Below are 5,759 nucleotides of genomic sequence, written 5' to 3' on the forward strand. Positions count from 1 at the left end.
TCCCCCTGCCCACCTCTCTGCTATTAACGCTTGTAATGCTTAACACACCTTACTTTTCGCTTTTCTTAGTGCCATTCGGTTTTTAGTCCGAGATCCCGATGGTCACGTCATGCGGTTAGTAGAGAAGTAGTTAAATCTTGATGGTAGCCTTGACTTTTGCAAAGAAGACTTATTATGACAACCTTAACTCAAGAAGAAATCAGGTTAAAAGCAGCCCTGACGCACGAAACGCACTGGCGCAAATGGGGTCCATACTTGAGCGATCGCCAATGGGGTACAGTCCGCGAAGACTATAGCGCTTATGGTACTGCCTGGGACTACTTTACCCACGACCAAGCGCGATCGCGTGCTTACCGCTGGGGTGAAGATGGCATCGCTGGAATTTCCGACAACCATCAAAGATTGTGCTTTGCGATTGCGCTTTGGAATGGTGAAGATCCGATTCTCAAAGAAAGGCTTTTTGGTCTGACAGGTAATGAAGGAAATCATGGAGAAGATGTCAAAGAATATTACTTTTACCTTGACAATACCCCGACTCATTCTTACATGAAAGCACTGTACAAATACCCGCATCAAGCATTTCCTTACACTCAAATACTGGAAGAAAATAGACGCAGAAATCGTAGAGAACCAGAACTTGAACTAATAGATACAGGTATCTTCGATGAAAATCGTTACTTTGATGTCTTCGTCGAATATGCCAAGCATTCTGCTGAAGATATTCTGATTCAAATTCAGGTAATCAACAGGGGAGCAGAAGCGAAAACGCTACATATTTTACCAACACTATGGTTTCGTAACACTTGGTCTTGGACTAAAGACGAGAACAAGCCGATTCTACAAAAAATTGAATCTGGTAACGGTTTAAGCGCGATCGCGGCTTTTCATCCCACTTTGGGAAAAAGATATTTGTATTGTCAGGGGGAAACGGAGCTTTTATTTACAGAAAATGAAACGAATACCGAACGATTATTTAATGTCCCTAATGCTTCTGCTTACGTCAAAGATGGCATTAATGACTACATCGTGCAGGGTCGAAAGGAGGCAGTAAACCCAAATCAATTTGGCACTAAAGCTGCGGCTCATTATCTATTAACTATCAGTGCAGGCGAAACTCAAATTATTAAATTGCGACTAAGCGATATATCTCTTTGCCCCCCTTCTCAAGCGGGATTAGAAGGATCTGATTGCCCCCCTTCTCAAGGGGGGTTGGGGGGATCGTCTTACCCCCCTTCTCAAGGGGGGTTGGGGGGATCGTCTTACCCCCCTTCTCAAGGGGGGTTGGGGGGATCTCCATTTGCGGCATTCGATGCAATCTTTTCCACCCGCCAGCGAGAAGCCGACGAATTTTATCAACGCATTACTCCCTTTCCACTGGGCGAGGATATGCGTAACGTGCAACGCCAAGCATTTGCCGGAATGCTTTGGAGCAAGCAATACTACCACTATATTGTCGAAGATTGACTCAAGGGCGATCCATCTGCACCCCCACCGCCACGCGATCGCAAAAAAGCCAGAAATCATGAATGGTTTCACTTTTACAGCGACGATATTCTTTCTATGCCCGATAAGTGGGAATATCCTTGGTTTGCCGCTTGGGATCTCGCCTTTCACGCTATTCCTTTAGCAACGATCGACCCAGATTTTGCCAAATACCAATTAGACGTGATGACGCGGGAATGGTATATGCATCCGAACGGGCAAATTCCTGCTTATGAATGGGCATTTGGAGATGTTAACCCTCCCGTCCATGCTTGGGCAACCTGGCGCGTCTACAAAATCGAACAAAAGATTTATGGACGTAGCGATCGCGCTTTTTTAGAGCGAGTGTTTCAGAAATTGATGCTCAATTTTACTTGGTGGGTAAATCGTAAAGATATCGAGGGTAAAAATGTCTTTCAAGGAGGATTTCTGGGATTAGATAATATTGGCGTGTTCGATCGCAGTGCCGTTCTCCCAACGGGCGGACATATCGATCAATCCGATGGGACGAGTTGGATGGGGATGTATTGTTTGAATATGCTGGCAATCGCCTTAGAACTAGCACAAACCAATCCTGTATACGAAGACATCGCTACCAAATTTTTCGAGCATTTTCTCTATATTGCTGATGCCATGAATCACATTGGCGAAATGGAAGCATCTCTTTGGGATGAAGCAGATGGATTTTATTACGATGTCTTGCATTTACCTAACGATCGACAGATTGCTTTGAAAGTGCGAAGTCTTGTGGGGCTGATTCCGCTATTTGCGGTAGAAACCATCGAGCCAGAAACGCTACAAAAACTTCCAGGCTTTAAAAAGCGAGTGGAGTGGTTTATTCAAAATCGCCCCGATCTGACTCAAAATATTGCTTGTATGAAAAGCGAGGGAGTAGGAGAGCGTAGATTGCTAGCCATTGTCTACCGCGATCGGCTACGGCGAATTCTGCAAAAGATGCTGGATGAAACTGAGTTTTTGGGAGATTATGGCATTCGGGCAATCTCTCGCTACCATGCCGAACATCCCTATATTTTTCATGTCAATGGCACTCAATTTCGAGTTGATTACGAACCGGCAGAGTCTAGTAGCGGTTTGTTTGGGGGTAATTCTAATTGGCGCGGTCCCGTTTGGTTTCCCGTGAATTTTCTCCTGATTGAATCCCTACAAAAGTTTCATTATTATCTGGGAGACGATTTCCAGGTTGAATGCCCTACGGGTTCCGGTCAAATGATGACTTTGTGGGAAGTCGCTGCTGAATTATCCCAAAGGTTAATTCAGATTTTTCTGAAAAACACATCTGGTTATCGACCCGTTTATGGTGGAACCCAAAAGTTCCAAACCGATCCCTATTGGCAAGATTTGATTCTATTTTACGAATACTTCCACGGTGATAACGGCGCGGGAATTGGTGCTAGTCATCAAACTGGATGGACGGGTTTAGTCGCAAAGCTAATCGGGCAGTTTGGCGAGTACGAAGGACGGGATAAAGCGCCCCAGTTATCCGCTTACGAGCAAATTGAAGTTTAAACTAGCAGCAGATATTCTACGTACTGCGATCGCCCCTACTCGAACGGAAATCGGATAACTTCTGTGTAGATATGAGTTGCGATAATAAGTCTCATGGAAAAATTACTCAAGTAGACATCGCTATTATTTTTCGGCTCGAATTGGGTAGCGTGGCAATATGGATGAGATGGAAGAAACAGATGCTCGTGACTCCTCATCAGCAACAAAACATCATTGATTAGGAATAAGACCGTGACAGCACATATTCTCCTAGTTGAAGATGAAGTCAAACTGGCTCGATTCCTGGAACTGGAATTGAACAGCGAAGGTTATTGCGTCAGCGTAGCGCACGATGGTGTGGCAGGACTGACTTTAGCACGAGAGTCAGCTTTCGATCTGGCAATTCTGGATTGGATGCTACCAGGGTTAACTGGAGTGGAACTATGTCGTCGTCTGCGTGCTACTGGCAACAAGATCCCCGTGATTTTATTAACGGCAAGAGATGAGGTAGGCGATCGCGTTGCTGGATTGGATGCTGGTGCTGATGACTACGTAGTTAAACCATTCAGCATTGAGGAATTACTTGCCCGAATTCGCGCCCATCTGCGCCGTACCAGCGAACCAGACTTAGATTTGATGCAATTTGAGGATTTAAGCTTGAATCGCCGAACTCGCGAAGTGTTGCGCGGTCAACGAGCAATTGAGCTAACTGTCAAAGAATTCGATCTACTAGAATACCTCCTCAGCCATCCGCGTCAGGTATTTACCAGAGACCAAATTTTAGAAAAGGTTTGGGGTTATGACTTTGTAGGCGATTCCAACGTGATTGAAGTTTATATTCGCTACCTGCGCCTGAAACTGGAAGAAAACAACGAAAAGCGTTTGCTCCACACCGTGCGTGGTGTCGGCTATGTATTGCGAGAGTAATATCAAATGATACAATGTGCTACGGGTAATTGCACGCTGACAATTGTGTCCATCCGCGTAGTATCTCGACATAATTGTTGGTTTTTAACGGGCATTAAACCCATAACTAAAGTTCTTTAGTTCGCTCACGCCTTGGGCAATTTCTAGCAGGTAGCTACTTAGTTCGCCAGTCCGATAGCTGAGGGAGGATAAAACCTCTAAAACGCGCTGTTTTGGATGTCCAAAGGCTGCTACATTGACTCCATCCTGCTGTGCTTCAGGCTGCACGATAATCGATCCTTAGCGACTCGAATCTTGATGAATAAAAGTATACTCTCTTGCCGTGAAAGCCAATTTAGCGGACGAAATATCTCGATATGAGAGATCGATCGGAAACTCCTCAGCTACTTTTCATACACATATCAGCTTTTTACGTGAATTTTCTGAGTGTTTCATCATCTTTCGATCTATTTTATGAGCCACAATCAAGGCACCATCTCTGCCAGAAGCGTCGATCGCCGTAAAGCAGCGAGAAAATATCAGACTTGGACGATCGCGGCTTTTCTGGTTTCCAAAACACTTTTGGAAAACCCTAACCACTTCGTCCTGATTAGTTTTGATGAAGTCCCGAATGTGACTTCTTGCGTGTTCTAACCGCTGACCCCTATTCTCTAGCTCAGAGGAACTCACTCATGACCGCACAACATTACGATGTCATTATCATTGGAACGGGAGCAGGCGGTGGTACGCTGGCGTATCGTCTCGCTTTTAGTGGTAAAAAGATTTTGATTTTGGAGCGAGGCACATTTTTACCCATCGAGAAAGAGAACTGGAGTGCTTTAGAAGTTTATCAACGAGAGCGGTATCACACCCAGGAACGCTGGCATGACACGAACGGCAAAACTTTTCGTCCCGCAACTGGCTACTGGGTAGGTGGCAATACTAAAGTTTACGGTGCGGCTTTACTGCGATTGCGAGAACGGGATTTTGAGCAGGTCGAACATAAAGAGGGTATTTCGCCAGAGTGGGCGCTGAAATACCGTGACTTTGAACCCTATTACGATCGCGCAGAAGAATTGTACGACGTGCATGGGCAGTCTGGTATCGACCCGACTGAGCCACCTCGAAGCTTGCCTTATCCCTACCCTGCGGTACGCCACGAACCTCGGATGCAAGAACTTGCCAATTTGCTAACCCAGGTAGGTTTACATCCATTTAACCTACCTTTGGGACTGAAACTCAATGAAGTCGATCGCAGCTTGGAGAACTGTATTCGCTGCAATACGTGTGATGGATTTCCCTGCTTAACTCGCGGCAAAGCAGATGCTGAAGTTAACTGCATTCAACCAATTCGCGATCGCACAAACGTTACCTTGCTCGTAGCAGCCAAAGTAACGCGCCTGCACACCAGTCCCTCTGGTCGAGAGATCGCTCGTGTTGAAGCGGAAATTGATGGAGAGCATCAATTTTTCACAAGCGATATTGTCGTAGTTGCCTGTGGTGCAATTAATTCAGCAGCGTTGCTGTTGCGATCGCGAAACGATCGGCATCCTAGCGGGCTGGCAAACAGTTCCGGTCAGGTAGGGCGGAACCTGATGAAGCACAACTGCACGGCGATGGTGCAACTGAGTACCAAGCTCAATTCAGATGTTTATCAAAAGACCATTTGCATCAGCGATTTCTATTGGGGGGAGCTGAGCTTTCCTTATCCAATGGGCTTGGTGCAGAACACGGGCAACGTGCTAGCAGATATGTTACCTGCGGAAGCCCCTGCTTTACTAGCTCCTTTGTTCAACGTGAGTTCGACGGCTCAAAAAATAGTAGGAGGTAGAGCTGGCAAGCCATGAGGATGGATATCTAAAGAC

The 5,759-nt window shown here is 45.9% G+C and carries 4 protein-coding genes and 2 pseudogenes; 5 read left to right on the forward strand and 1 reads right to left on the reverse strand.

All coding sequences use genetic code 11. The features are described from left to right. Positions 1-174: 174 nt before the first annotated feature. From DSM107010_RS43445 to DSM107010_RS36460, 3 genes and pseudogenes are all read left to right on the forward strand, one after another. A pseudogene (locus DSM107010_RS43445) lies at positions 175-3,009 on the forward strand (MGH1-like glycoside hydrolase domain-containing protein). Between the two features lie 71 nt (positions 3,010-3,080). Further along, on the forward strand, positions 3,081-3,230 hold the full coding sequence (locus tag DSM107010_RS39145; RefSeq protein ID WP_015155604.1) for a hypothetical protein: 150 nt from the start codon (positions 3,081-3,083) through the stop codon (positions 3,228-3,230). Between the two features lie 10 nt (positions 3,231-3,240). After that, positions 3,241-3,915, forward strand: coding sequence for a response regulator transcription factor (locus DSM107010_RS36460; protein ID WP_015155603.1), 675 nt, complete (start codon positions 3,241-3,243; stop codon positions 3,913-3,915). Between the two features lie 84 nt (positions 3,916-3,999). Here the strand turns inward: DSM107010_RS36460 and DSM107010_RS36465 are convergent, their stop codons facing one another. Next, the gene (locus DSM107010_RS36465) at positions 4,000-4,182 is read right to left on the reverse strand and encodes a hypothetical protein (protein ID WP_106170429.1); all 183 of its coding nucleotides are present in this window, start codon (positions 4,180-4,182) and stop codon (positions 4,000-4,002) included. A gap of 186 nt (positions 4,183-4,368) precedes the next feature. Between DSM107010_RS36465 and DSM107010_RS36470 the strand changes: the two genes are divergently transcribed. Both DSM107010_RS36470 and DSM107010_RS36475 read left to right on the forward strand, forming a co-directional pair. Continuing rightward, positions 4,369-4,548 carry a glycoside hydrolase 100 family protein gene (locus tag DSM107010_RS36470; protein ID WP_127025309.1) on the forward strand — a complete coding sequence of 60 codons (180 nt, stop codon included), beginning with the start codon at positions 4,369-4,371 and terminating at the stop codon, positions 4,546-4,548. A gap of 38 nt (positions 4,549-4,586) precedes the next feature. Further along, a pseudogene (locus DSM107010_RS36475) lies at positions 4,587-5,696 on the forward strand (GMC family oxidoreductase N-terminal domain-containing protein); the annotation flags it as partial. Positions 5,697-5,759 lie beyond the last annotated feature (63 nt).

The organism is Chroococcidiopsis cubana SAG 39.79, from assembly GCF_003991895.1.
Lineage (GTDB): Bacteria > Cyanobacteriota > Cyanobacteriia > Cyanobacteriales > Chroococcidiopsidaceae > Chroococcidiopsis > Chroococcidiopsis thermalis.

What these genes read in the sequence shown, in the direction of transcription:
- DSM107010_RS39145 (WP_015155604.1), top strand. Translation starts at nt 3,081, where the DNA reads ATGAGTTGCGATAATAAGTCTCATGGAAAAATTACTCAAGTAGACATC.
- DSM107010_RS36470 (WP_127025309.1), top strand. Translation starts at nt 4,369, where the DNA reads ATGAGCCACAATCAAGGCACCATCTCTGCCAGAAGCGTCGATCGCCGT.